The 22,988-nt window shown below is 68.2% G+C and carries 22 protein-coding genes and 1 tRNA gene; 4 read left to right on the top strand and 19 right to left on the bottom strand.

All coding sequences use genetic code 11. The features are described 5' to 3' along the window. The first annotated feature begins 10 nt into the window (after positions 1–10). Positions 11–682 (top strand): hypothetical protein, encoded by a 672-nt coding sequence (locus BLW83_RS12490; RefSeq protein WP_143042838.1) that lies wholly within the window; start codon positions 11–13, stop codon positions 680–682. Positions 683–750: 68 nt separating this feature from the next. Here the strand turns inward: BLW83_RS12490 and BLW83_RS12485 are convergent. The 8 genes from BLW83_RS12485 to BLW83_RS16115 all read right to left on the bottom strand — a co-directional run bounded on the left by BLW83_RS12485 (position 751) and on the right by BLW83_RS16115 (position 9,894). Then, positions 751–846 (bottom strand) — tRNA-Sec (locus BLW83_RS12485). An 8-nt stretch (positions 847–854) separates the two neighbouring features. After that, positions 855–2,771, bottom strand: coding sequence for a selenocysteine-specific translation elongation factor (gene selB, locus BLW83_RS12480; protein ID WP_090848566.1), 1,917 nt, complete (start codon positions 2,769–2,771; stop codon positions 855–857). Then, positions 2,768–4,147 carry an L-seryl-tRNA(Sec) selenium transferase gene (selA, locus tag BLW83_RS12475; protein ID WP_090848565.1) on the bottom strand — a complete coding sequence of 460 codons (1,380 nt, stop codon included), beginning with the start codon at positions 4,145–4,147 and terminating at the stop codon, positions 2,768–2,770. Before selA ends, selB begins: the two co-directional genes overlap by 4 nt. Before the next feature lie 9 nt (positions 4,148–4,156). Next, positions 4,157–5,095 carry a formate dehydrogenase accessory protein FdhE gene (fdhE, locus tag BLW83_RS12470; protein ID WP_245728851.1) on the bottom strand — a complete coding sequence of 313 codons (939 nt, stop codon included), beginning with the start codon at positions 5,093–5,095 and terminating at the stop codon, positions 4,157–4,159. A gap of 37 nt (positions 5,096–5,132) precedes the next feature. After that, the gene (locus BLW83_RS12465; protein WP_090848564.1) at positions 5,133–5,819 is read right to left on the bottom strand and encodes a formate dehydrogenase subunit gamma; all 687 of its coding nucleotides are present in this window, start codon (positions 5,817–5,819) and stop codon (positions 5,133–5,135) included. Next, complete coding sequence (gene fdxH, locus BLW83_RS12460; RefSeq protein ID WP_090848563.1) at positions 5,819–6,820, bottom strand: formate dehydrogenase subunit beta; 1,002 nt, start codon at positions 6,818–6,820, stop codon at positions 5,819–5,821. The genes BLW83_RS12465 and fdxH overlap by 1 nt, the downstream gene beginning before the upstream one ends. After that, positions 6,817–9,288: a formate dehydrogenase-N subunit alpha gene (gene fdnG / locus BLW83_RS12455; RefSeq protein ID WP_218139129.1), complete on the bottom strand. Its 2,472-nt coding sequence runs from the start codon at positions 9,286–9,288 to the stop codon at positions 6,817–6,819. The genes fdxH and fdnG overlap by 4 nt, the downstream gene beginning before the upstream one ends. Before the next feature lie 12 nt (positions 9,289–9,300). Continuing rightward, positions 9,301–9,894, bottom strand: a complete 594-nt coding sequence (locus BLW83_RS16115) for a molybdopterin-dependent oxidoreductase (protein WP_090848561.1) — start codon at positions 9,892–9,894, stop codon at positions 9,301–9,303. A gap of 234 nt (positions 9,895–10,128) precedes the next feature. On the opposite strand from BLW83_RS16115, the gene selD reads away from it, so the two are divergent. Then, positions 10,129–11,172 carry a selenide, water dikinase SelD gene (gene selD / locus BLW83_RS12445; protein WP_090848560.1) on the top strand — a complete coding sequence of 348 codons (1,044 nt, stop codon included), beginning with the start codon at positions 10,129–10,131 and terminating at the stop codon, positions 11,170–11,172. A 160-nt stretch (positions 11,173–11,332) separates the two neighbouring features. Here selD and efp read toward each other — a convergent pair whose 3' ends face one another. Then, the gene (efp, locus tag BLW83_RS12440) at positions 11,333–11,899 is read right to left on the bottom strand and encodes an elongation factor P (protein WP_090848559.1); all 567 of its coding nucleotides are present in this window, start codon (positions 11,897–11,899) and stop codon (positions 11,333–11,335) included. A gap of 77 nt (positions 11,900–11,976) precedes the next feature. Here efp and epmA point away from each other — a divergent pair, with 77 nt between their 5' ends. Both epmA and panC read left to right on the top strand, forming a co-directional pair. Beyond that, entirely contained in the window at positions 11,977–13,014 is a 1,038-nt protein-coding gene (gene epmA, locus BLW83_RS12435; RefSeq protein WP_090848558.1) for an EF-P lysine aminoacylase EpmA, read from the top strand. Positions 13,015–13,101: 87 nt separating this feature from the next. Beyond that, a complete protein-coding gene (panC, locus tag BLW83_RS12430; protein WP_425433962.1) occupies positions 13,102–13,938 on the top strand; it encodes a pantoate--beta-alanine ligase in 837 nt (278 codons plus the stop codon). Positions 13,939–13,941: 3 nt separating this feature from the next. Here the strand turns inward: panC and BLW83_RS12425 are convergent, their stop codons facing one another. The 10 genes from BLW83_RS12425 to BLW83_RS12380 form a co-directional block, all read right to left on the bottom strand. Further along, a complete protein-coding gene (locus BLW83_RS12425) occupies positions 13,942–14,586 on the bottom strand; it encodes a response regulator transcription factor (RefSeq protein ID WP_090848556.1) in 645 nt (214 codons plus the stop codon). Further along, positions 14,583–15,905, bottom strand: a complete 1,323-nt coding sequence (locus BLW83_RS12420) for a histidine kinase (protein ID WP_090848555.1) — start codon at positions 15,903–15,905, stop codon at positions 14,583–14,585. Before BLW83_RS12420 ends, BLW83_RS12425 begins: the two co-directional genes overlap by 4 nt. Positions 15,906–15,995: 90 nt before the next feature. Further along, a complete protein-coding gene (gene gph / locus BLW83_RS12415) occupies positions 15,996–16,670 on the bottom strand; it encodes a phosphoglycolate phosphatase (protein ID WP_090848554.1) in 675 nt (224 codons plus the stop codon). Continuing rightward, a complete protein-coding gene (locus BLW83_RS12410) occupies positions 16,667–17,365 on the bottom strand; it encodes an HAD family hydrolase (RefSeq protein ID WP_090848553.1) in 699 nt (232 codons plus the stop codon). Before BLW83_RS12410 ends, gph begins: the two co-directional genes overlap by 4 nt. Continuing rightward, positions 17,362–18,051: a ribulose-phosphate 3-epimerase gene (gene rpe, locus BLW83_RS12405; RefSeq protein WP_090848552.1), complete on the bottom strand. Its 690-nt coding sequence runs from the start codon at positions 18,049–18,051 to the stop codon at positions 17,362–17,364. The genes BLW83_RS12410 and rpe overlap by 4 nt, the downstream gene beginning before the upstream one ends. Beyond that, complete coding sequence (gene cbbX, locus BLW83_RS12400) at positions 18,041–18,967, bottom strand: CbbX protein (protein ID WP_090848551.1); 927 nt, start codon at positions 18,965–18,967, stop codon at positions 18,041–18,043. The genes rpe and cbbX overlap by 11 nt, the downstream gene beginning before the upstream one ends. Before the next feature lie 72 nt (positions 18,968–19,039). Next, positions 19,040–19,429 carry a ribulose bisphosphate carboxylase small subunit gene (locus BLW83_RS12395; protein WP_090848550.1) on the bottom strand — a complete coding sequence of 130 codons (390 nt, stop codon included), beginning with the start codon at positions 19,427–19,429 and terminating at the stop codon, positions 19,040–19,042. A gap of 10 nt (positions 19,430–19,439) precedes the next feature. After that, complete coding sequence (locus BLW83_RS12390) at positions 19,440–20,903, bottom strand: form I ribulose bisphosphate carboxylase large subunit (protein WP_090848549.1); 1,464 nt, start codon at positions 20,901–20,903, stop codon at positions 19,440–19,442. Between the two features lie 47 nt (positions 20,904–20,950). Then, a complete protein-coding gene (fba, locus tag BLW83_RS12385; RefSeq protein ID WP_090848548.1) occupies positions 20,951–22,030 on the bottom strand; it encodes a class II fructose-bisphosphate aldolase in 1,080 nt (359 codons plus the stop codon). Between the two features lie 82 nt (positions 22,031–22,112). Beyond that, a complete protein-coding gene (locus BLW83_RS12380) occupies positions 22,113–22,985 on the bottom strand; it encodes a phosphoribulokinase (RefSeq protein ID WP_090848547.1) in 873 nt (290 codons plus the stop codon). Positions 22,986–22,988 lie beyond the last annotated feature (3 nt).

Raw genomic sequence — 22,988 nt, 5'->3', positions numbered from 1 at the left:
AAGCCGGAAGATGACCCAGCGATACGCCCCGATGTTCCTGCTGACCGCCCTGCTTGCCGCCGGCCCCGCGCTGGCGCAGACGGCGGCTCCCGTGCCAGACCAGCCGGCGGTCACACCGCCCGCCGCGGGCCAGGCCGCACCCGGCCCGACCGCAACGGAACCCCAGCCGCCGGGTTTTACCCCGGTTCCCGTGGACGATCCGCTGATCCCGGCACCCATCGCCGCACGCGCGGTGGCGCCCGACTACAGCGCGCCGCCGGTTGAACCGCAGCCTGCTGACCCGGCGGATGAACCCGCGCCTGAACCGACGCCGGTGGTGGACGGCGTGCCGACCGAGCCGGAACAGGCCGCCACCTCGCCCGAGGCAGCCCGCGCCCGGGCCGCCCCGGATGCTGCCCCGACTGCCGCGCCGTCACAGGCTGAAACCACGGCGCCCGCCGCTGAAACCCCGTCGCCGCAATCGCTGGAAACCTCGGGGCAGGCCGACCCCGACAGCGTTGCCGTCGCCGCGACCCCGCCCGACCCCGAAGCCCCGGACGGAACCTCGCCCGGCAGCGCCGGATCCTCGGGCTGGACCGGCGGAGTGGGCGGCTCGACCATCGGCACCAACCCGTCGGGCGCGGTGCCTGAATCGCGCAGTTGGCAACCCCCGACTTCGCGCGGGCTGGACCTCAAGGGCTAGGCCCCGGCTGCTTCTTTCTGGTTGAAATACCCCGGGGGTGCGGGGGCAGCGCCCCCGCTCGCCAGGACTGGCGGAGGAGAATGGGAGTCGAACCCACCCGGGACAGGCACGCTGCCCCAACCGGATTTGAAGTCCGGCCGCCCCACCGGGGACGATTCTCCTCCGTAACCTGTCAGCCGCCGTAAAGATCGGCACGATGCGGATTGATGCGCCGCAGGTCGCCGCGGCGCAAGGTGACTCCCTGCCTATCATAGAAATCGAGGATCTCGATAGCGACCTTGCGGCCGTTCTGCACCCGGTCGCGGAACGCGGCGGCGGTGACCCAGCCGTCCGGGGCCTCGGCCTGGACCTCGGCGATGATGCCGACCATCTCGGCGGTGGTGGCGCGCAGGAAATAATGGTCGTGGCGGATCTGATCGACGCGCCCCTGCCGCGCCGCCATGCGCAGCACGCGACGCACGTCGGTTTCGGGAATATCCCATGCCGTGGCCATGTCGCGCACGCGGGGCGGGCGGAACCGCGCCTCGCCCGAAAGTTCAGGCAGGATGCGCAAATACAGCGCCTCATCCGCCTCGGACAGGCGCACGATATGGGTGGGCAGCCGCAGAAAGGCCCCCTCGGCCACCACATCGCCCGCCGCGATGCGTTCGGACAGCAGCACGGCAAAGGCGTCCTTGGGCAGGCGCGGGGTCAGCGCCAGCCGCAGCTTTTCGCGCCCCGGCCCCTGCATCTCGGGCGCCTCGTGGTGAAACCGGGCCAGAGTATCCAGCATCGCGCCGACCAGCTGGCGATGGGTGTCGGCCGACAGCGCGACGTTCGAGCCGCCCGCATCCAGCACCACCGCCGCGCCTGCCAGCCGCGCCGCCGCATCCGGACCCAGCGCCCGGTCGCGGATGAACACCCCCAGATCGACCATGAAGGGCGGCGCCGCCAGCATCGCGCGCAGCGCCTGTTCCGCGTCCGGCTGTGCCGCCGCGGCCAGTTGCAGCATCCGTTCCGGCGTGCGGCGGCGGCGCGCGGGCGCGCGCAGATCGACGAACACGCCGCCGCCGATGGTGCGCCGCGCCGACACGTCCCGCAGGATATAGCGGTCCCCGACCGAGGCCGCGAGCGGCGCGTCCAGCACCAGCTGCACCAGCCCCTCGGCCCCCGGCATCAGCGCCTCGGCCAGCGGCACGATGCGGGCGCCGACCTCGGCCGCGCCGCTGTGCAGGCGGGCGGGAAACCAGGTGCCGATGGGGCGCGGCTCGGACCCCAGCACCCGCAGCGTGGCATCGATGCGGTCGCTGGGCGCGTGCAGCGCCGGGTCCAGCACCATGTCGCCGCGGTGGATGGCGTCGCGCGACACCCCGTCGCCGGCAAGATTCAGGGCGCAGCGCTGGCCGGCGATGCCGGTCTGCACCGGCCGGTTCTGCGCATGGATCGCCCGCACCCGCGCCGCCAGCCCGCGGGGCGAAACGGTGACGGTATCGCCGACCGAGACCTGCCCCGACAGCACCGTCCCCGTCACCACCGTGCCGCTGCCCTTCAGCGCAAAGCTGCGGTCCACGCTGAGCCGGAAACGCCGGTCGAGCGCCCGCGCCTTGGTCGCAGCCGCCGCCTGCGCGAGCGTCAGGCGCAGCGTCTCGATCCCCTCGCCGGTGACCGAGGATACCGGCAGCACCGGCGCGCCATTCAGCCCGGTGCCGGCCAGCGTGGCGGCAATCTGCGCCGTCACCTCTGCCCGCCGCGCGTCGTCGGCCAGATCGGCCTTGCTCAGCGCTATGACGCCGCGGTGGACCCCCAGCAGGTCAAGGATCGCCAGATGCTCGCGCGTTTGCGGCATCACCCCGTCGTCGGCCGCCACCACCAGCAGCGCCAGGTCGATGCCGCCCGCGCCTGCCAGCATGGTGTGGACGAAACGTTCATGCCCCGGCACATCGACAAAGCCGGTGATGCCGCCATCCCCCAGATCGGCATAGGCAAAGCCCAGCTCGATGGTGATACCGCGGGTCTTTTCCTCGGCCAGCCGGTCGGCGTCGGTGCCGGTCAGCACCCGCACCAGCGCCGTCTTGCCGTGGTCGATATGCCCCGCGGTGCCGACGATCATCGCGCCGCCGCCAGTCCCGAAATCGCCCCCAGCAGCGCGCCGTCGTCGGGCAGGCAGCGCAGGTCCAGCAGCAGCACGCCGTCGCTGATCCGCCCGATCACCGGCAGGGGCAGGGCGCGCAGCCGCGCCGCCAGCCGTTCCGGCGCGTCGCCGGTATCACCGCCGAAGGCCAGCGCGGCCGAGGGCAGCGCCTCGACCGGCAGCGCGCCGGAACCGATCTGGCTGGTGCAGTCCACCACCTGCACGCGGTATTCCGGCAGCATCGCCGCCACCGGCGCCAGCAGCCGCTGCGCCTGTGCCGCGATGTCGTCGCGCGGGCGGGTCAGCATCCGCAGCGTCGGCAGGCGCTCGGCCAGCCGGTCGGGGTCGCGGTAAAGCCGCAGCGTCGCCTCGATCGCGGCCAGCCGGATCTTGTCCAGCCGCAGGGCGCGTTTCAGCGGGTTGCGGTTGATGCGCGCGATCAGATCGGCGCGGCCGACGATGAACCCGGCCTGCGGACCCCCCAGCAGCTTGTCGCCGGAAAACGTCACGATATCAGCGCCCTCGGCCACCGCCTGCCGCACGGTGGGTTCCGCCGGCAGCCCCCAGCGGGTCAGATCGACCAGCGTGCCCGAGCCAAGGTCGTTCAGCATCGCCACGCCCACATCCCGCGCCATCGCCGCGACCTCAGGTGCGGGAACGGCGGCGGTAAACCCGTCGATCCGGTAGTTCGAGGGATGCACCTTCATCAGCAGCCCGGTGTCCGGGGTGACGGCGTCGCGATAGTCGCGGGGGTGGGTGCGGTTGGTGGTGCCGACCTCGACCAGCCGCACACCCGCGCGGCGCATCACGTCGGGGATGCGAAAGGCGCCGCCGATCTCGACCAGCTCGCCGCGCGAGACGATGGCCTCGCGCCCCTCGGCAAGCGTGTTCAGCACCAGCAGCACCGCGGCGGCGTTGTTGTTGACCACGGTGGCGGCCTCGGCCCCGGTCAGCTCGCAGATCAGGGGTGCGACCAGCGCATCGCGTTCGCCGCGCCGGCCGGTGGCAAGGTCGTATTCCAGCGCCGCGGGGGCGCGCATGGCGGCGGCTGCGGCCTCGACCGCGGCTTCGGCCAGCAGGGCGCGGCCCAGATTGGTGTGCAGGACGGTGCCGGTCAGGTTCAGCACCGGGCGCAGTGCGCTTTGGCCCGCGGCATCCAGCGCGGCGCCTGCGCGGGACGCAATCGCGGCGCCGTCAGGTGCCGCGCCGCCCTTGCGCAGCTCTGCCCGCGCATCGTCCAGCGCGGCGCGCATTGCGTTGGTGGTGGCAAGGCGGCCGTGGCTTTCGATCAGCGCCGCCGCCTGCGGCAGCGACAGCAGCCGGTCGACCGAGGGCAGGGCGCGCATCCCCGTCATCAAAGACCGTCAATAGCCGATCAGGAACGGGTCGAACCCGGCCCGGCGCCACTTGCCGTCCTGCATCAGCGCGTCCAGCCCCAGGCTCGCCACGTCGTCGGCGATGGGGTCCAGCGCCGGGTTGCGGTTCTGGGCCAGTTGCTTGACCCATGCGCTGCATTCGTCGCAGCACTCGGCCTTGACCTGCGCGCCCTTGTCCGCGTCATCTTCGCCCGAGCCATCGTCGACCGAGTGAAAGCTGATCCCCTTGGTCGAGCCGCAGGACAGGCATTTCACCCGCACCTCGTTCCACAGGGTCTGGCAACAGGCGCAGGCGGCATAGCGCGTGCCCTCGGCCCCCATCACCCCGGTGATGACCGAGCTGGCCGGCCGGCCGCCGCAAGACGGGCAGACCCCGGTGCGGATCGCGACCAGCTGGTCGGCGTCAAGCAAGGCGGCAAGCTGCGCCATGTGGACCTGCACAGCCGCGGCCACGAACAGATGCGGTGCGGCGCTGTCCGAGGGGATCATGTCGTCCATGATATTGGAAATCAGCCAGCGCCGATCCTCGGGCGTGGCGGCGCGCAGCGCGTCCAGCGCCAGCCGCGCCGGGGCGGGCATCTCGATCGCGCCCGCCGCCGCGATCAGCGCATCCAGCGCCGCACCCACGGCGGGATCGTCCACCAGCGCCTGCCGGTCCAGCGGCGGCATCCGGCTGGCCCGCGCCAGTGCCACCCGCCCGGCATCGGGCGCGGCGGGGGCGGGCAGATCATCCGCCAGCCGTGCCTGCACAAGGCACAGCGCCGCCAGAAAATTCAGGTAAGGGGCAAGATTGGCCGAGGCCCCGGCCAGATGCGCGAACCGTTCAGCCCGCCGGGTGAACAGCCGCGAGGGCCTGGGCAGAATGGCGAGCGGCGGCGCAGGCACGCCGCCGATCATGTCGGGCCGGATTCCGGTGTCTTCGGTCATTGCGTCTCCTCCGGGTCGGACCGGCCGCGGGGCAGGGTTACTCTGCCGGCTTCGTCCGCTGCCGTCTAGCCAGTTCCCGCAGCCATTTCCGGTGGTGGCGCCAGGACCAGCCGCCCGACACCGTGCCGCGCGTCATGGCGCTGATGGTGCCCTGCGTCCAGAAGGCGGCAAAGATATGCAGGATGAACACCAGCACGATCAGCACCGCCGAAACCGAATGCACCAGGATCGCGATGCGCCGGGTTTCGATCGACACCAGTTCCGGGAAATACTGGATCCACATGGCGACGCCGGAAATCAGCAGCACCAGGATCAGCCAGAACATCCCCCAGAACACCAGCTTCTGGCCAAAGTTGTATTTGCCCAGTTCCGGCAGGCGTTCCTCGTTTCCCGACACCACGTCGGTGATGTGCCGGGTCCAGACCAGATCCTCGCGCCGCAGGATGTTCAGATGCGCCAGTTGCAGGAACATCCCCAGAAAGCTGATCGACAGCGCGACGCCAACGAAAGGATGCAGCCAGCGCGCATTCTGCCCGCCGCCGAACAGAGCGGTCAGCCCGAATAGCGCCGGGTGGAACAGCGCGAACCCCGACAGCATCAGCACGATGAAACACAGCGCGGTGAACCAGTGGTTGACCCGGGTAAAGGTGATGTAGCGTTTCACCACCACCGGTTCGGTCTGGACGATGCGGTCGGTGCTTTCCGAATATTCACGCTGCGTCATCACGCGGTCCCCCTGTCGTCAGGCCGGGCAGAGCCGCGCATTTCCTCTTGCACCAGCTCGGCGGCCTCGGCTTCGTCCTCGGGCGTGACGCGGCTGCGGGTGAACAGCGCCATCGCGGCGGCGCCCACTGCGGCAAGCCCCACTGCGGCGATGCCGGCGGGCTTGGTCGGGCCTTTCCACCCCTGCACCACGTCCGAGATTTTCGGATCGTCGGGCAGGCCGTTGTAGATCGAGGGCTTGTCCGCGTGATGCAGCACATACATCACATGGGTGCCGCCGACGCCCTGCGGGTCGTAAAGCCCGGCGTTGTCGTAGCCGCGCGACTTCAGATCCTCGATCCGTTCGGCGGCAAGGGCGGTCATGTCCTCTTTGCTGCCAAAGGTGATCGCCTGGGTCGGGCAGGCCTTGGCGCAGGCCGGACCCTGCCCCACCGCCACCCGGTCCGAACACAGCGTGCATTTCTTGACGACATGCTGGGTCGGGCTGAGCCGCGGGATGTCAAAGGGACAGCCCGAGATGCAGTAGCCGCAGCCGATGCAGTTCTCGCTGATGAAATCCACGATGCCGTTGGAATACTGCACGATGGCGCCGGGCGCCGGGCAGGCTTTCAGACAGCCCGGATCGACGCAATGCATGCAGCCGTCCTTGCGGATCAGCCATTCGAAATCGCCGGTCTCCGGGTTGTCGTATTCGGTGAACCGCATCAGCGTATACATTTCCGGGGTCAGGTCGTGGGGGTTTTCATAGACCCCCACATTGACGCCGATTTCCGGCTGCGTGTCGTTCCATTCCACACATGCGGTCTGGCACGCCTTGCAGCCGATGCATTTGCTGACGTCGATCAGCTTGGCCACGTCGGTCAGGTCGCGGGGGCTTTCCGCGACCGGCCCCCCGGCCGAGGAACGCACCACGTCCCCCTGGCCAAGGTTGCTTTCCATCGGCTGCACCGGCGGGTTCGCCACCGCGGTGCGCGGGCTGTCAAGATCGGGAGCCATCGTCATGCCAGAGCCTCCCCTGTGGCGGGTTCGATGTTGACCAGGAACGCCTTGAATTCCGGCGTCTCGATGTTGGCGTCACCGACGGCGGGCGTCAGGCTGTTCGGCCCCCAGCCCTTTTTCGCCGCGCCCACAAAGCCCCAGTGCAGCGGGATGCCGACGACATGGACGGTCTTGCCGTCGCAGGTCAGCGGCTTGATCCGCTTGGTGACCAGGGCCTTGGCCCAGACCTCGCCCCGCTTGGACCAGACCCGCACCTTGCCGCCGCGCTGGATACCCTTTTCGACGGCCAGCTCTTCGCTGATCTCGACGAAGAACTCGGGCTGCATCGCCGCGTTCACCTTGTTGTGCTTGGTCCAGTAGTGGAAATGCTCGGTCAGGCGATAGCTGGTGGCGACAAAGGGGAACTCGTCCGAGGTGCCCAGCGTCGCCGCATCGCTTTCGAACATCCGCGCCACCGGGTTCCCGCGCATCCGGTCGTTGAAGACGTTCTGCACCGGGGATTCGAACGGCTCCATATGCGTGGGGAACGGCCCGTCGCGCATCATGCCCCGGCTGAACAGGCGCGACACGCCTTCGGGGTTCATGATGAACGGCATCACCTCGCCCGGCTTGGCGGTGGGCGCGATGTCGGGGACGTCGTGGCCCTCCCAGCGTTCGCCGTTCCAGCTGAGCAGCGCCCGTTCGGGATCCCACGGCTTGCCGTCAAGGTCGGCCGAGGCGCGGTTATACAGCGTGCGCCGGTTCAGCGGCCAGCTCCACGCCCAGTTGGAATGGACGCCCAGCCCCGAGGGGTCGGAATTGTCCCGCCGCGCCATGTTGTTGCCGTCCTCGTTGAAGCAGCCGGAATAGATCCAGCAGCCGCAGGCGGTCGAGCCGTCATCGCGCAGTTCGGCAAAGGACGTCACCTGCTTGCCCGCCGCGGTCAGCACTTTGGTCGGGTCGGCGGGGTCGGTCACATCGGCCAGCGCGGTGCCGTTCATCTCGCGCGCCAGCTCGTCTGGCATCGGCGTCGAGGGATCGGCATAGGGCCAGGTCAGGTTCAGGATCGGATCGGGGAAGGCGCCCCCCTCGGCCGCGTAAAGCTCGCGCACCCGGTTGAAGATCTGCGCCATGATCCAGGTGTCGTGCCTGGCCTGACCCGGCGGCTCGGCCGCCGCCCAGTGCCACTGCAGCCAGCGGCCCGAGTTGACCAGCGCGCCTTCGTCCTCGGCAAAGCACGAGGTCGGCAGCTCGATCACCTCGGTCTGGATCGCGGCCGGGTCCACGTCGTTGAACGCGCCGTGGTTTTCCCAGAACCGCGCGGTCTCGGTCTGCAGCGGGTCCATCACCACCAGCAGCTTGAGCTTGGACAGCGCCGAGGTGTTCTTGCCGCGGTTGGACAGCGCCAGCAGCGGGTTGAAGCCCTGACAGAAATACAGGTTCACCTTGCCCTGATCCATCAGCTCGAACATGCGCAGCATGTCATAGGCGGGCACGTCCAGCTTGGGCAGATAGTGGTATGCCCAGTCGTTTTCCGCCGTCGCCGCGTCACCCCACATGGATTTCTGGAACGAAACCATGAACTTGGAGTAGTTCTGCCAATAGCTGGTCTGGCCGGGAAGCAGCGGCTTGAACTGCCGCGACTTCATGTAGGTTTCCCAGTCGGGTTCCTTTTCCGTCGGGATGTTCAGATAGCCCGGGATCAGGTTCGACATCAGCCCGATGTCGGTCAGCCCCTGGATGTTGGAATGACCGCGCAGCGCGTTCATGCCGCCACCCGGCACCCCGATATTGCCCAGGATCAGCTGCAACATCGCCATGCCGCGGATATTCTGCGAGCCCTTGGCGTGCTGCGTCCACCCCAGCGCATACATCGAGGTCATGGTCTTGGTCGGCGACGAACATTCCCCGATCATCTCGGCGATCTTGAGAAACCGCTCTTTCGGAGTGCCGCAGATCCGCTCGACCATCTCGGGCGTATACACGTCCACATGGGCTTTCAGCAGGTTCCAGACGCAGCGCGGATGCTGCAACGTCGGGTCGGTCAGCGCAAAGCCATCCTCGCCCAGCTGATATTCCCAGCTGGAACGGTCATAGTCGCGCTTTTCCTCGTCATAGCCGGTGAACAGGCCGTCGGCCCAGCCGAATTCCTCTTTCACCAGCAGCGAGGCGTTGGTGAAGGCCTTGACGTAGGACCACTGCACCTTGTCGTTCTCGATCATCCACCGGATCATCCCCATCAGAAAGGCGATGTCGGAACCGGGGCGGATCGGGGCATAATAATCGGACACGCTGGCCGTGCGCGTGAACCGCGGGTCCACGACGATCAGCTTGGCGCCGCGATGGTGTTTCGCCTCGGTCACCCATTTGAAGCCGCAGGGATGCGCTTCGGCAGCATTGCCGCCCATGACGATCACGAGATCGGTATTCTTGATGTCGGTCCAGGAGTTGGTCATCGCTCCACGGCCAAATGTCGGGCCCAAACTGGACACCGTGGGGCCGTGTCAGACGCGCGCCTGGTTGTCGAAACCTACAATACCCATCGACCGGACCACCTTGTAGGTCAGCCAGGCCGTTTCATTGGTGGTGGCCGAGGCGGCCAGGAAACCCGTGGTGGACCAGCGGTTGACGGGCACGCCCGCCTCGTTCGTGGTCACCAAATTGGCGTCGCGGTCGTCCTTGATCGCGCGGGCGATCTTGTCCAGCGCCTCGTCCCAGGAAATCGGCTCGAACCGGTCGGAGCCGGCGCGGCGGATCATCGGCTCGGTCAGGCGGGTCTCGGCGTTGACGAAATCCTTGAGCGCCGAGCCTTTGGGGCACAGCGTGCCGCGGTTGACCGGATGGTCGGCGTCGCCCTCGATATGGACCACGCGGCGCTTGCCGGCCTCATCGGCGCGGGCATAGATGATGACGCCGCAGGCGACAGAGCAATAGGGACATGTGTTGCGGGTCTCGGACGTTTCGGCCAGCTTGAATTTGCGCACATGCGCCAGTTCCGCTGCCTCTGCACCGCCAAAGCCCATGGCCCCCAGCGATGTCGCCGCGACTCCCGCACCTGCAAGCTTCAGAAAGCCGCGGCGTGAGAGGTCGATGTTCATTCGATCCTCCTGTGCCTGTCATACCAAGATAGGTGAAACCAGTGTCGGGCGGAATCGCCTACAAGTCAACGACAGCGCGATATTACGCCGTGAACATAACGTATTGCCGGGGTTGCGGCGCCGGCAACTTGTCAAAAAGCTGCGCGGGGCGGGGGTGTCCGGCCGGGTCCGGCGGCTTGACTTATCGCCCCGAGCGCCGCGTTATCCCCAAGGTGCTGCAACGAAAGATTCCCCATGACCGAGACCCGGATCCGCCTGTCCCAGCTGTCCCACGGCGGCGGCTGCGGCTGCAAGCTTGCCCCGGCGGTGCTGCGCGAACTGCTGGCCGACCAGCCGGTCGGGCAGATGTTCCCGCAGCTGCTGGTGGGGACGGAAACCGCCGACGACGCCGCGGTCTGGCAGATCGACGACAAGACCGCAGTGATCGCGACCACCGATTTCTTCATGCCGATGGTGGACGATCCCCACGCCTTTGGCCGCATCGCGGCGACCAACGCGATTTCCGACATCTACGCGATGGGCGGGCGCCCGATCATGGCGCTGGCGATCCTGGGGATGCCGATCGACAAGCTGCCCGCCGAGATGATCCGCCAGATCCTTGCCGGCGGCCGCGCCATCTGCGCCGAGGCCGGGATTCCGGTCGCGGGCGGCCATTCCATCGACGCGCCGGAACCGATCTACGGGCTGGCGGTGATCGGGCTGGTCGATCCCGCAAAACTGCGCCGCAACGCCGATGCACAGCCGGGCGACGTGCTGATCCTGACCAAGGGGCTGGGCGTCGGCATCTATTCGGCGGCGATCAAGAAATCCGCGCTGGACGATGCGGGAATCGCGGAAATGATCGCCTCGACCACGCTGTTGAACCGGATCGGGCCTGAGCTGGCCGAGGATCCGGCGGTCCATGCCATCACCGACGTGACCGGCTTTGGCATCCTGGGCCACGGGCTGGAAATGGCCCGCGGCTCGGGCGTGCGGGTGGTGATCGAACGCGCCGCCCTGCCGCTGCTGAACCGGGCCGAGGAACTGGCGCGGGCGGGTCACATCACCGGCGCCTCGACCCGCAACTGGGCCGCCTGCGGCCCCGAAGTGACACTACCCGACAACTGCCCCGACTGGGCGCGGGCGCTGATGTGCGACCCGCAGACCTCGGGCGGGCTGCTGGTCGCGGTCGCGCCCGATGCCGCCGAGGGTTGGCTGCACCGCCTGCACGACGCCGGCTATCCGCTGTCCGCCATCGTCGGCCGCGTGGAAGAGGGGCAGGGCATCACCGTCATCTGAACCGCCCCGCCCGCGGCAAGGCCGGATGGGTATTTGAACCAGAAAGAAGCCCCGAGTCCGGAATCACGGCCTCGGGGCTTGCTCGCCGATGTCTTCTTTCTGGACCAAATACCCCAGCATCTTTGCCGCAGGTGCGGCGCTGCCAAGGGAAGGGGGCGGGTCAGTCCCTGGCGCGTTCCACGTAGGTATTGTCCTCGGTGTTGATCACGATGCGGGTGCCCGCGCCGATATGGGGCGGCACCATCACCCGCAGCCCGTTATCCACCACCGCCGGCTTGTAGGACGACGATGCGGTCTGGCCCTTGACCACCGGCTCGGTCTCGACCACCTCGACGGTGATTTTCTGCGGCAGTTCCAGCGCGATGGGCGCACCCTCGAACACTTGCAGGAACACCCGCATCCCTTCTTGCAGATAGGCTTTCTGGTCGCCGATCATCTCGGCGGGCGCGACGACCTGTTCGTAGGTTTCGGGTTCCATGAAGTGGTAGCCCTCGCCGTCCTCATACAGATAGTCATAGGCGCGTTCGTCGACATGGGCGCGTTCCACCTGTTCGGTGGTGCGCCAGCGTTCGCTGACCTTGGTGCCGTCCGAGATGCGGCGCATGTCGACCTGGGTCACCGGGGTGCCCTTGCCGGGGTGGAAGTTCTGGGCGGTCAGCACGACATACAGCTTGCCGTCCAGTTCGACGACGTTGCCCTTGCGCAGGCTAGATGCGATGACTTTCACTGGCGTCTTTCTTGCGATCTGAGAATGTGGGATTTATTGCCGCATTCCTTAGCGCAGTTCAGCGGAAATCTCCAGAGATGACGGAAACACCATGGTGGGCCCCTTCCCGCCACGCAGATCGGCGCCCGCTGCTGGCGGCGCGCGGACGCATCCAGCGCGCCTTTCGCGGCTGGCTGGAGGCTGGCGGCTTTACCGAGGTCGATCCCGCCGCCTTGGCCGCCAGCCCGGGAAACGAGGCGCATCTGCACGGCTTTGCCACCGACGCCATCGGCAACGACGGGCAGGCGCGGCGCCTGTATCTGCACACCAGCCCCGAATTCGCGATGAAAAAGCTGCTGGCGGCGGGCGAGACCCGCATCGCCGCCTTTGCCCATGTCTGGCGCAACCGCGAGCGCGGCCCCCTGCACAGCCCCGAATTTACCATGCTGGAATGGTATCGCGTGGGCGAGGGGTATGAGGCGCTGATGGATGACTGCGCCGCGCTGCTGGCGCTGGCGGCGACGGCCTCTGGCACGTCGGAGCTGCGGTTTCGCGACCATGCCTGCGACCCGTTTGCCGCGCCGGAACGTCTGTCGGTGGCGGATGCGTTCCAGCGTCATGCGGGCATCGACCTGCTGGCGACGGTGGGGGTGGACGGCACCACCGACCGCGACGCCCTGGCCCGGCAGGCGCGCGCCGCGGGGTTGCGGGTGGCGGCGGATGACGGCTGGTCCGACATCCTGTCGCGCATCCTTGTCACCCATGTCGAGCCGCATCTGGGTCATGGGCGCGCCACCATCCTTGACCGCTACCCCGCCCCCGAGGCCGCGCTGGCCCGCCGTGCCCAGGACGACCCCCGCGTGGCCGAGCGGTTCGAGCTTTACGCCTGCGGGGTGGAACTCGCCAACGGCTTTGGCGAGCTGACCGACCCCGCCGAGCAGCGCCGCCGTTTTCAGGCCGAGATGGCGGAAAAATCGCGGGTCTACGGCGAGACCTATCCGCTGGATGAGGATCTGCTGGCGGCGCTGGCGATCATGCCGCCGGCCAGTGGCATCGCGCTGGGATTCGACCGGCTGGTGATGCTGGCCACCGCCGCGCCGCGGATCGACGATGTGATGTGGACCCCGGTTCCCTGAGCGCCTGCGGGAATTTCCGTTGCGTTTTCCGCGCCGCTGTGGCCTGTCACCCCCGTCTGCGGGGCAAAGGGGGCGATCATGGGTGAAATGCAGGTGGCGCGCAGCGTCGCGGATTTGCGCGGCCATGTCGCGGGCTGGCGGGGCCGGGGCGAAACCGTGGCGGTGGTGCCGACGATGGGCGCGCTGCACGCGGGGCATCTGTCGCTGGTCGATGCGGCGCGCGCGGCCTGCGACCGGGTGATCGTCACCCTGTTCGTGAACCCGCGGCAGTTCGACCGGGCCGAGGATCTGGCCAACTATCCCCGCCACGAGGACAGCGACCGCGCCATCCTTGGCCCGCGCGGCGTTGATCTGCTGTTCATGCCGCCGGTGGATCAGGTCTATCCGCAGGGTTTTGCCACCTCGGTCAAGGTCGAGGGGCTTTCCCGCGGCATGTGCGGCGATTTTCGCCCCGGGCATTTCGACGGGGTGGCGACGGTGGTGGCCAAGCTGCTGCTGATGACCGGCGCCGACCAGGCGTTCTTTGGCGAAAAGGACTGGCAGCAGTTGCAGATCGTGCGCCGCATGGTGGCCGACCTGAACATCCCCACGGCGATCACCGGCTGTGCCACCCTGCGCGAGGGCGACGGGCTGGCGCTGTCCTCGCGCAACGCGCGGCTGTCGGCCGAGGACCGCGCCATCGCGCCGGCACTGCATCGCGCCATGGCGGCGGCGGCGGCAGGGCTGCGCGCGGGCGACGAGGCGGTGCAGGTGCTGGCGCAGGCCCGCGACCAGATCACCGGCGCCGGGTTCCAGCAGGTCGAATATCTTGACCTGCGCGACCCCGAAACGCTGGTGCCGCTGGACCGGCTGGACGGCCCCGCGCGGCTGCTGGCCGCGGCGTGGCTGGGGCCGGTGCGGCTGATCGATAATATCGCGGTCTAATGGCTAGCGCTCGCGTGCCACCGCGTGGCGGATCAGCCCGGTGATGTTCGACACCCCCAGCTTGCGCTTCAGCGTCGAGGCGGCGTTGGCCACGGTCTTGTAGCTGACCCCCAGCCGGTCGGCGACCTGTTGCAGGGCCAGCCCCTCGCCGATCAGGGTCAGCACCTCGTCCTCGCGCGCGGTCAGCGTGGCCGAGCGGTCGGCCCCCGCCTGACGCGTCGCCAGTGCCAGCGCCAGTCGCGGCGGCAGGTAGAACTCGCCCGTCTCAAGCGCGCGGATGGCGGTGCCGAATTCCTCGGGCGGGGCGTTCTTGGACAGAAACCCATGCGCGCCCTCGGCCAGTGCGCGGGCGGCGAAACCGGGCTGGTCATTCATGGAAAACATCAGGATCGCGCTGTCGGGCGAGCGTTCGAGGATCGGCGCGATCAGCGCCAGCCCGCCCACGCCGGGCAGCGAGATGTCCAGCACCACCACCTGCGGCTGATGGCTGTCCAGCAGGGCCAGCGCCTCGTCCCCCGACATGGCCTTGAGCACACGGCCGTAGCCCAGATCGGCCAGCAGCCGGCCGCAGCCCAGATGGGTGATCGGGTGGTCGTCCACCACCATGGCGGTGCGGGCGGGGTCGGGTTGGGGGGCGGTGTGGGTCATGGGTCGGTCTGGTCCGGCAGTGTTGCGCGGATTGTGACACCTCGCGCCCCGTCCTGCACGTCGAAACTGCCGCCCAGCAGGCCGACGCGTTCACGCATCCCCGACAGGCCGTTGCCCTCGGCCGCGCCGCGCAGGCCAATCCCGTCGTCGGACAGGCGCACGGTCCAGCCCTGCGGGTCATGGGCGACGGCGGCGCTGATGCTGGTGGCGCCGGCGTGGCGCAGGGCGTTGGTCGTGCCCTCTTGCAGGATGCGGTAGATCGTCAGGGCGGTGGCCTCGTCCGGTTCCGGCAGGTCTTGGGGCAGGTCAAGCAACCAGCGGATCGTGTCGTTGCGCAGCGCCAGATCGTCGAACAGGTCCGACAGCACAATGGCCAGCGGCAGCTGCCCCAGCGCCATCGGCCGCAGCCCCGACAGCAGCGCGCTGTTCACCTGCCGGATCTGGTCGGCGATGGTCAGGATGTTTTCGGCGTGGTCGCGGATCGTGTCGCCGTGGGTGTCGTCGGGGGCGGTGTCGCGAATGGCCCCGGCCTCGACCCGCAGCGCGAACAGGCAGGGGCCGTATTCGTCGTGCAGGTCGCGGGCGATGGCGGCGCGTTCCTGATCGCCGCGGCCCACCACCTGCCGCGACAGCCGCGCGCGGTCGGCCTGCGCGTCCGTCAGCGCCTGCGCCAGCCGGTCCACATCGGCGGCCAGCGGCGCCAGATCGGGGGTGCGCACCCGCCCCGCCCGCGCGCCAAGGTCGCCCCCCGCCAGCCGGTCCAGCACCGCCGAGACCCGCGACAGCGGCCGCAACCCCGCGCGCAGGGCCGCCCAGATCAGCGCCAGCTGCGCCAGCCCGGCCAGCGCCAGCAGCCCGAAAAGCGTGCGCGCGTCGTCCCAGACCTTGGCGATTTCCGCCGCCGGATCGCCCGAGATCATCGCCAGCCCGCGGATCGTGCGGTTTTCCACCACCTGCAACTGCGTGGACTGGACCCGCGGCGCCAGCATGCGGGTGAACCATTCGGGCGCTGGGTCGGGCCGCGGCGCCGCATTGCGGGGCGAGGCCATCCGCCCGCTGGCGGCGTCATAGATCAGGATGCGGGCGTGGCGCGGCTCGACCAGCCGCTCGGCCAGCGTTGCGGGCAGCTGCTCGCCCGGCACGGTGTCGATCAGCGCGGCGACCGTGGTCAGCACCAGCTCGCGCGCCGAACGCATCGAGGCCGCGACCTCGGCCGCCACGGCCTCGCGCGCATTGGCGGCCAAGAACACCCCCAGCGCCGCGACCAGCGCCAGCTGCACGGCCAGAACCAGCACCACGATACGAGCGGTCAGCGACATGGCGCGACTGTGCCACGCGCGGGGCGGGTGCGGCAACAGGGGCGGGGGTGGCAACAGGGGCGGACGACAGGCGGGCGGGCGGGGCCTGCGTCAGGCCAGCGCCTGTTGCCCCGCGCGGTCGGATGCCAGCTCGGCCACGATCCCCGGCAGCGCCGCGAAATCGTCAAACAGCGCCACATGCGGCAGCGCCTCGGGGGCAGAGTGGCGATAGCCCTCGGTGTGCAGGATCATCGCCACCCCGGCGGCGGCGGCGCAGGTGGCGTCGACCTCGCTATCGCCGATGTATAGCGCGGGCCCGCCGCCGCAGGCCGCGATGGCCAGATGCAGGGGTTCGGGGTCGGGCTTGCGCTGTGGGGCGCTGTCGCCGCCGATGATCGCGGCGAAATGGTCCAGCAGCCCCAGATGCCGCAGCACCGCCCGCGCCGGGGCCACCGGCTTGTTGGTGCAGATGCCCAGCACATGCCCCTGCGCCGCCAGCGCCGCCAGCGCCTCGGGGGCGCCGTCATAGGGGCGGGTCAGCGCCACCGCATCCTCGTAGCGCGCCCCAAAGGCCGAAATCATCCGCGCCACCCGTGCGGGGTCCGCGATGCCATGCGCGCCCAGCAGCCGCTCGACCAGATGCGGGACGCCGCGGCCGATGAAACTGCGCACCGTGGGCAGGTCCAGCGGCCCCAGCCCCTCGGCCGCCAGCACCTCGTTCGAGGTCTTGTGAATGTCGGGAACGCTGTCGATCAGCGTGCCGTCCAGATCGAAAATCAGGATCATGCGGGTTCTTTCAGCAGCAGCTCCAGCGCCCCGGGCGTGGAGATATGGGTGAAATCCTCGACCAGCGGGCAGTCGTCCGGAAACGCGTCGCCCCGCGTATAGGTCGCAGGGGACACGACGCAGCGCAACCCCGCCGCCCGGGCCGACAGCAGCCCGTTCAGCGAATCTTCCAGCGCCACGGCATCGGCGGCTTGCAGGCCCAGCCGCCGCAGCGCCAGCAGATACACGTCGGGGGCGGGTTTCTTTTCCGCCACCTCGTCGCCCGCGGCGATCACGTCGAACACCTGGGCCGCGTCGCGCCCCATGGTGGCGCGGATCAGCGCGTCGATATTGGGGCGGCTGGTGGTGGTGGCTATGGCCAGCCGCAGCCCGCCCGCCCGGGCGGAATCGATCAGCGCCGCGATTCCCGGGCGCAGCGCGATCTCTCCGCCCGCCATCAGCGCGGTATAGCGCGCGGTCTTGGCGCGGTGCAGCGCGGGGATGTCATGGGCGGTGGGGTCGATGCCGCGGTCGGCCAGGTCGCGGGCGATGCGTTCCTTGCCGCCGGTGACGCGCAGCAGCTCGCGATAGCGGTCCCGGTCCCAGTGCCAGCCCAGCCCCTGCGCGGCAAAGCAGTCGTTGAAGGCGCGGCGGTGCAGCTCCTCGGTCTCGGCCAAGGTGCCGTCCACGTCAAAGATGATCGCCCGCAGGGTCATCCCAGCGCGGCTTGGGCCGCCGCCCTGATCGCGGCGATGTTCTCGCCGTAAGGCGCGCTGTTCGACACCGAGCCGCCCCGGAACACCGCCGAGCCGGCGACCAGCACATCCGCCCCCGCCCGCGCCAACCCGGGCGCGGTGGTCGGATCGACGCCGCCGTCGATCTCGATATGCACGGGGCGGTCGCCGATCATGGCGTGCAGGCGGCGCACCTTGTCGGTCATGTCGATGAATTTCTGCCCGCCGAACCCGGGGTTCACCGTCATCACGCAGACCAGATCGGCCAGATCCAGCAGATGTTCGACCGATTCCGCCGGAGTGCCGGGGTTCAGCGCCACGCCCGCCTTGGCGCCCGCGCCGCGGATCGCCTGCAAGGTGCGGTGGATATGCGGCCCGGCCTCGACATGGGCGGTGATGATGTCGGCGCCGGCGCGCGCAAAGGCGTCGATATAGGGATCGACCGGCGCGATCATCAGATGCACGTCCATCACCGTGCGCACATGCTTGCGGAACGCGGCGACTGCGGGCGGGCCAAAGGTGATGTTCGGCACGAAATGCCCGTCCATCACGTCGACATGCACCCAGTCGGCGCCCTGATCCTCGACCGCGCGGATCTCGCGGCCGAAATCGGCGAAATCGGCTGAAAGGATCGAGGGGGCGATCTTGATCGAGCGGTCAAAGTCCATGGGCATCGTCCTTGCTGCGGCCAGATTCGGGGTCGAGCCCGCCGGAAAACACCCGGCTCGCCCTGAGGTCGGGGGCAGTGATAATGCACAGATCGTCCGCCGTCACGGGGCTGGCCTGGGAAAACAGCCGGTTCGCCTGCCGCAGCCGCGCCCGGTCCAGCGCATTGCGGATCGACCGCGCATTGGCGAAATGCGGCTGCGCGCGGCGCAGGGTGACATATTCCGCCATCGCCGCCTGCGCGCCCGCGTCCAGCCGATAGCCCTGCGCGTCCAGCATGGCGCCGGCGATGCGGCCCAGTTCCCCGTCGGTATAGTCGGGAAAATCGATGTGATGGGCGATGCGTGACCGGAACCCGGGGTTGGCGGAAAAGAACCGGTCCATGCGATCGGCATAGCCCGCCATGATCACCACCAGATCGTCGCGGTTGTTTTCCATCACCTGCAACAGGATCTCGATCGCCTCTTGCCCATAATCGCGTTCGTTGTCGGGTTTATACAGGTAATAAGCCTCGTCGATGAACAGGACGCCGCCCATGGCTTTTTTCAGAACCTCCTTGGTCTTGGGGGCGGTGTGGCCGATATATTGCCCGACCAGATCGTCGCGGGTGACGCTGACCAGATGGCCCTTGCGCACATAGCCCAGCCGGTGCAGCAGCCCGGCCATCTTCTGCGCGACGGTGGTCTTGCCGGTGCCGGGGTTGCCGGTAAAGCTCATGTGCAGGGTGGGGGTGTCGTGGCTCAGCCCCAGCCGGGCGCGGGCGCGGTCGACCAGCAGCAGCGCCGCGGTCTCGCGGATGCGGCTCTTGACCGGGGCCAGCCCGATCAGCTCGCGGTCCAGCTCGTCCAGAACCTCGCGCACGCCGGACTCTTCATACTCGGCCCGCAGGTCGATGCTTACAGGCGCAACCTCGTCCATCCCTGGCTCCATCTTCTGTCTGAAAATATCCCGCGGGGGTCCGGGGGCGCGAAGCCCCCGGTGCGGCGCCGCCTAGCGCGCCACCTCATGCGTGTAGCGGATCGAGCGCCCGTCCACCTCGGTCCGGCGCATGATGATCCGCGGCTCGACTGCCGGGCGATGGACGATAAAGCTCATCGTCACGGTCTCCAGCCCGCGGGTGTTGTCAAAGGCGTTCATGCGGATATAGCTATCGGGGTTGGCCTTGCGGCAGTCCTCAAGTTCCATCATCACGCCCTTGGCGTCTTTCAGGTCGAACATGGGGTTGCCCCACATTTCCCAAAACGTGTTCCGCGGGTGCGGCTCGTCGGTGTATTCGACGCCGATGGCCCAGTCGCGGGCAAGGCAGTATTCGACCTGGGCGCTGATCTCGTCGTCGGTCAGGTCGGGCAGAAAGCTGAAGCAGCCCTGGGTGATGCGCATCTGATCCTCCTTACGAAACGCTGGCGGTGGGAACAAAATCCGAGGTATCGGTCGAGCTGTAGTTGAAGGTGATGTTGCCCCACACATCCAGCGCGGCCTCCAGCGGCTTGCACCATTTGGCGGCGCGGCGCAGGACTTCGGGGCCTTCGTTGGCGATGTCCACGCCCTCGTTGCGGGCCTTGACCATCGCTTCCAGCGCGACGCGGTTGGCGGTGGCGCCGGCCTGGATGCCCATCGGGTGGCCGATGGTGCCGCCACCGAACTGCAACACCACGTCGTCGCCGAACAGGTCCAGCAGCTGGTGCATCTGGCCGGCATGGATCCCGCCCGAGGCGACCGGCATCACCTTGCGGATGTCGCCCCAGTCCTGGTCAAAGAACAGCCCGCGCGACAGGTCGACGGCGTTATGGGTTTCGCGGCAGACGTTGTAGAACCCCTGCACGGTCATCGGGTCGCCCTCGAGCTTGCCCACCGCGGTGCCGGCATGGATATGATCCACCCCCGCCAGCCGCATCCACTTGGCGATCACGCGAAAGCTGATGCCGTGGTTCTTCTGCCGCGTATAGGTGCCGTGGCCGGCGCGATGCAGGTGCAGGATCATGTCGTTCTGCCGGCACCATTCGGAAATCGACTGGATCGCGGTATAGCCGATGATCAGGTCCACCATCACGATCACGCTGCCCAGCGACTTGGCGAACTCGGCGCGGCGATACATCTCCTCCATCGTTCCGGCGGTGATGTTCAGGTAATGGCCCTTGACCTCGCCGGTCTGGGCGGTGGCCAGGTTCACCGCCTCCATCACGTAAAGAAAGCGGTCGCGCCAGTGCATGAAGGGCTGCGAGTTGATGTTCTCGTCGTCCTTCATGAAGTCGAGCCCGCCCTTCAGCCCCTCATAGACGACGCGCCCGTAATTCTTGCCCGACAGCCCCAGCTTGGGCTTGGTGGTGGCGCCCAGCAGTGGGCGGCCGAACTTGTCCAGCCGCTCGCGTTCCACCACGATGCCGGTGGGCGGCCCCTTGAAGGTCTTGCAGTAGGCGACGGGCAGCCGCATGTCCTCGAGCCGCGCCGCCAGCAGCGGCTTGAAGCTGAACACGTTGCCGATGATCGAGGCCGTCAGGTTGGCGATCGAGCCTTCCTCGAACAGGATCAAATCATAGGCCACATAGCAGAAATACTGCCCCTGCTGGCCCGGCACCGGCTCGACCTTGTAGGCTTTCGCCCGATACTGGTCGCAGGCGGTCAGCCGGTCGGTCCAGACCACCGTCCAGGTCGCGGTCGAGCTTTCGCCCGCTACTGCCGCTGCCGCCTCGATCGGGTCCACGCCATCCTGCGGGGTGATGCGGAACAGCGCCAGCAGGTCGGTGTCCTTGGGTTCATAATCGCCGTCCCAATAGCCCATCTGCGCGTATTTCAGCACGCCGGCCTGATAGCGTTTCTTCTTGTCGGTGATTTCCGTGGTGCTCATCTCGTTCATGGGTGTTTCCTCCCTGATGCGGCGCTGGCCGCGGTGATTGCTGGCCCTCAGGCGGCTTTCGCCGCCGCGTTGGCGGGGTTCAGCGCCCCCGCGGCATAGCGTTTCGCCATCTCGTCCATCGGGATGACCCTGATGCGGCTGGCGTGGCCGGCGGCGCCGAAGCGCTGGAACCGGTCGCGGCACAGGGCGGTCAGTTCCTCCATCGCCGGGATCAGGAACTTGCGCGGGTCGAACTCGGCTGGATTTTCGCGCGCGATGCGGCGGAACTGGCCGGCCATCGCCATGCGGCAGTCGGTGTCGATATTGACCTTGCGCACGCCCATGCGGATGCCGCGCTCGATTTCCTCGACCGGGACGCCCCAGGTCTGGGGCATCTCGCCGCCATTGTCGTTGATCAGATCCTGTAGATACTGCGGCACCGAGGACGAGCCGTGCATCACCAGATGCGTGCCGGGCAGGCGCTGATGGATCGCCTCGATCACATGCATCGCCAGGATGTCGCCGTCGGGCTGGCGGGTGAATTTATAGGCCCCGTGCGAGGTGCCGCAGGCAATCGCCAGCGCGTCGCATTTCGTGCGCATGACGAAATCCACCGCCTGATCGGGGTCGGTCAACAGCTGGCTTTCGTCCAGCTTGCCCTCGGCGCCCGATCCGTCCTCGGCCGCGGCCTCGCCGGTTTCAAGGCTGCCCAGCACCCCCAGCTCGCCCTCGACCGAGGCGCCGACGGCATGGGCGGCCTCGGCCACCCGCGCGGTCACCGCGACGTTATAGTCGTAGTCGGCGGGGGTCTTCATGTCCTCGTGCAGCGAGCCGTCCATCATCACCGAGGTAAAGCCGTGGCGGATCGCCGACATACAGGTGGCCAGGTTGTTGCCGTGGTCCTGATGCAGGCAGATCGGGACGGTCGGGTTCATCTCGGCCAGCGCCTGCACCATGTGGCGCAGCATGATGTCGCCGGCATAGCTGCGCGCGCCGCGGCTGGCCTGCAAGATCACCGGCGCATCGGTTTCCGACGCCGCCCTGAGGATGGCCAGCCCCTGTTCCATGTTGTTGATGTTGAAGGCGGGAACGCCGTAGCCATGTTCGGCGGCGTGGTCCAGAAGCTGTCGCAGCGTGATAAGGGCCATGAGGTCACTCCGTGGCGGGATTGCGGGCGGCCGCGAACGGCCGGCGGGGATGGGGGGCGTTCATCGCTCAGGCACTCCGTGCTCAGGCCCTCCGTGCGGTTTCGACAAGGCGCTGGACCATCGGCGTCAGGATCAGCTGCATCGCCAGATCCATCCGCGGCCCGGGGATCACGATCGAGTTCGCCCGGCTCATCCACGACCCCTGGATCATCTGGGTGAGATAGGGAAAATCGATCCCCCGAGGGTTGCGAAAGCGGATCACCACAAGGCTTTCGTCCGGGGTCGGGATCCAGCGCGCGATGAACGGGTTCGAGGTGTCGACCACCGGCACCCGCTGGAAATTGATGTCGGTCTGGGTGAACTGGGGCGTGATCACATGCACATAATCGTGCATCCTTCGCAGGATCACGTCGGTCACCGCCTCGGTCGAATAGCCGCGGCTGGCCTTGTCGCGGTGGATTTTCTGGATCCATTCCAGGTTGATGACCGGCACCACCCCGATTTTCAGATCCGCGTGCCGGGCGATGTCGATGGCGGCGGTTTTCACCGCGCCGTGCAGCCCTTCGTAAAACAGCAGGTCGCTGCCGTCCTTGAAATCGGCCCAGGGCGTAAAGGTGCCGGGCGGGGCGCCCCAGCGTTCCGATTCGCGGTCGTCGTGGACATAGTGGCGGGTCTGGCCGCGGCCGGTTTCGCCGTAGATGCGGAAGATGTCCTCCAGCCTTTCCAGCTCGTTGGCGTCGATCGAAAAATGGCTGAAGGTGTTGTCCCCGGCGGCGGTGCGCCGCGCCAGCTCGTCCTTCATCGCGGCGCGGTCGTAGCGGTGGAAGGCGTCGCCCTCGATCGAGACGGCGCGGATGCCCTCGCGCCGGAAGATCTGGTCGAAGGTGGCCTTGACGGTGCTGGTGCCTGCGCCGGAACTGCCGGTGACCGAGATGATGGGATGCTTCTTGCTCATGGG

The sequence above is a fragment of the Paracoccus alkenifer genome (assembly GCF_900108405.1).
GTDB classification, from domain to species: Bacteria; Pseudomonadota; Alphaproteobacteria; order Rhodobacterales; family Rhodobacteraceae; genus Paracoccus; species Paracoccus alkenifer.
The sequence above is the reverse complement of the archived record's forward strand: the minus strand, read 5'-3'. Positions and strand labels throughout refer to the sequence as shown.

What these genes read in the sequence shown, in the direction of transcription:
- BLW83_RS12490 (WP_143042838.1), top strand. Translation starts at nt 11, where the DNA reads ATGACCCAGCGATACGCCCCGATGTTCCTGCTGACCGCCCTGCTTGCC.
- selB (WP_090848566.1), bottom strand. Translation starts at nt 2,771, where the DNA reads ATGATCGTCGGCACCGCGGGGCATATCGACCACGGCAAGACGGCGCTG.
- selA (WP_090848565.1), bottom strand. Translation starts at nt 4,147, where the DNA reads ATGACGGGGATGCGCGCCCTGCCCTCGGTCGACCGGCTGCTGTCGCTG.
- fdhE (WP_245728851.1), bottom strand. Translation starts at nt 5,095, where the DNA reads ATGACCGAAGACACCGGAATCCGGCCCGACATGATCGGCGGCGTGCCT.
- BLW83_RS12465 (WP_090848564.1), bottom strand. Translation starts at nt 5,819, where the DNA reads ATGACGCAGCGTGAATATTCGGAAAGCACCGACCGCATCGTCCAGACC.
- fdxH (WP_090848563.1), bottom strand. Translation starts at nt 6,820, where the DNA reads ATGACGATGGCTCCCGATCTTGACAGCCCGCGCACCGCGGTGGCGAAC.
- BLW83_RS16115 (WP_090848561.1), bottom strand. Translation starts at nt 9,894, where the DNA reads ATGAACATCGACCTCTCACGCCGCGGCTTTCTGAAGCTTGCAGGTGCG.
- selD (WP_090848560.1), top strand. Translation starts at nt 10,129, where the DNA reads ATGACCGAGACCCGGATCCGCCTGTCCCAGCTGTCCCACGGCGGCGGC.
- epmA (WP_090848558.1), top strand. Translation starts at nt 11,977, where the DNA reads ATGACGGAAACACCATGGTGGGCCCCTTCCCGCCACGCAGATCGGCGC.
- panC (WP_425433962.1), top strand. Translation starts at nt 13,102, where the DNA reads ATGCAGGTGGCGCGCAGCGTCGCGGATTTGCGCGGCCATGTCGCGGGC.
- BLW83_RS12425 (WP_090848556.1), bottom strand. Translation starts at nt 14,586, where the DNA reads ATGACCCACACCGCCCCCCAACCCGACCCCGCCCGCACCGCCATGGTG.
- BLW83_RS12420 (WP_090848555.1), bottom strand. Translation starts at nt 15,905, where the DNA reads ATGTCGCTGACCGCTCGTATCGTGGTGCTGGTTCTGGCCGTGCAGCTG.
- gph (WP_090848554.1), bottom strand. Translation starts at nt 16,670, where the DNA reads ATGATCCTGATTTTCGATCTGGACGGCACGCTGATCGACAGCGTTCCC.
- BLW83_RS12410 (WP_090848553.1), bottom strand. Translation starts at nt 17,365, where the DNA reads ATGACCCTGCGGGCGATCATCTTTGACGTGGACGGCACCTTGGCCGAG.
- rpe (WP_090848552.1), bottom strand. Translation starts at nt 18,051, where the DNA reads ATGGACTTTGACCGCTCGATCAAGATCGCCCCCTCGATCCTTTCAGCC.
- cbbX (WP_090848551.1), bottom strand. Translation starts at nt 18,967, where the DNA reads ATGGACGAGGTTGCGCCTGTAAGCATCGACCTGCGGGCCGAGTATGAA.
- BLW83_RS12395 (WP_090848550.1), bottom strand. Translation starts at nt 19,429, where the DNA reads ATGCGCATCACCCAGGGCTGCTTCAGCTTTCTGCCCGACCTGACCGAC.
- BLW83_RS12390 (WP_090848549.1), bottom strand. Translation starts at nt 20,903, where the DNA reads ATGAACGAGATGAGCACCACGGAAATCACCGACAAGAAGAAACGCTAT.
- fba (WP_090848548.1), bottom strand. Translation starts at nt 22,030, where the DNA reads ATGGCCCTTATCACGCTGCGACAGCTTCTGGACCACGCCGCCGAACAT.
- BLW83_RS12380 (WP_090848547.1), bottom strand. Translation starts at nt 22,985, where the DNA reads ATGAGCAAGAAGCATCCCATCATCTCGGTCACCGGCAGTTCCGGCGCA.